General features: G+C 42.6%; 1 protein-coding gene. It reads right to left on the bottom strand.

The window, feature by feature from the left end:
• Nucleotides 1-1422, bottom strand: a 1422-nt coding sequence (locus EKM70_RS11280) for a transposase (protein ID WP_164506387.1), incomplete at its 3' end; no start/stop codon positions are given.
• Nucleotides 1423-1568 lie beyond the last annotated feature (146 nt).

The raw sequence follows: 1568 nt of genomic DNA, 5'->3' as shown, positions 1-1568 counted from the left end.
AATTGGCTCTACATCAATCTTTCGACGCCCATAGATAGCCTTGTTTTCTGGTTTTGAAAGCTGTGTGCGTTCCTTAGCTTTAAAGTATTCCCATGACTCATTCACTTTAATTCGACGAATATTTTTCTTTGGTGTCAAAGCTGCCGAGATTACTTCATGATTTTCATCATACTCTTCCGCCTCATATTCTTTGAACTCACGAGTGAATCCATACTTGTCAGTACTCTTTCGGTAAGCTTTAAAGTTGAACTTGACACCCTTCGGGTCAATAAAATAGTCATCTTTATCGTAGTAGTCCCAGTTCATTACCTTTCGATCATCGCTCTGCCACTTCCGACTATTCTCTTTGAGCATTGTCCCGTAAGGAACTAATACGATGTGTTTTTCGAGCTCATCTTCACAATATCGGTAGTTACTTTCTGAGCCATAACCTGCATCGGCTACGATCACTTTTCCCAGCACATTTCGTGACTTTAAGCTGGCTAAAAATATTGGGAAAGTTCGTGTATCAGTTGGATTTTGAAAGAGATCGAATCCTGTAATGAATTGATTACTCGTTGCTATTTGAAGATTATAGGCGGGCTTCAACTGGCCATTTTGCATCGGATCTTCTTTGACCCGCATAAAAGTAGCGTCATGGTCGGTCTTAGAGTAACTGTTACGTTGACCGAAGGTCACCTGCTGTTGTTGATGATCAATCATCTTATCCCGCCGTTGCGTTAGCTTCCGGCGTTGTGCTTTAAGAACTCGCCGCTGCTTTTTGGCAGGGTTAGGCGAGATCTTCTTAGTGACCTGAACTTCCTCATCCAAAGTGACCAGTCTATCTTCGATAGCTCCGATAACAGCGCCTAACATATCAGGATTGAGATCGGAGCCAGCTGGGACTTCACCAATAAGCTTTGCTTCGTGGAGTTCGCCCAAAATCGCGACTAGTTGGTCCCGATTCATTTTATCAAAACGTACCGTGTTCTTCCGCCAGACGAAACTATATTTATTGGCATTGGCCAGAATTTTAGTACCATCAATGAATGTGACGTCATCAATCACACCGGCGTCTTTCAAAAACAACGTTAAGTTGTTTAAACTTTGATTGGTCAAACTGGCTAGATCATCTGAGATTCGGAAACGGCAAATAGTCCGATACGAAGGGACCTGGTCAGCGGTTAGCCAACCAGCTGGTTTGTTTTCACGGGCAAATCTTTCGATTTGACGACTGCTAAAGATGCCGTAAGTATAGGCTAATAGAACTAGTTTGAGCATTGCCGCCAGGTCGTATTCACGAGGTCGGCCGAATTGATAAGAGTAGTCTAATTTTAAGGATTCTACTAATGTATCGATGTAGCGAGCCGGATGATTTTCTTCTGGCAGATAGTCTAAAGCAATACTCAAAGTGGTTTGGTTCATGTTATAATAATCTTGCATATTGAACGTCCTTTCGAGGATGGTTCTGGGGTATCGGGTGCGACCGATGCTCTTTTTTATTTATAATTATACCAAAAAGCTGGTCGGGAGAAATCCGAAGATTCCTCTCAACCAGCTTTCATTTTGGAGACTTATGTCACAGCCTC

This window comes from Levilactobacillus lindianensis (assembly GCF_003946095.1).
GTDB lineage: Bacteria > Bacillota > Bacilli > Lactobacillales > Lactobacillaceae > Levilactobacillus > Levilactobacillus lindianensis.
Note: the sequence above shows the minus strand (reverse complement) of the source record. Positions and strands in the feature narration are given on the sequence as shown.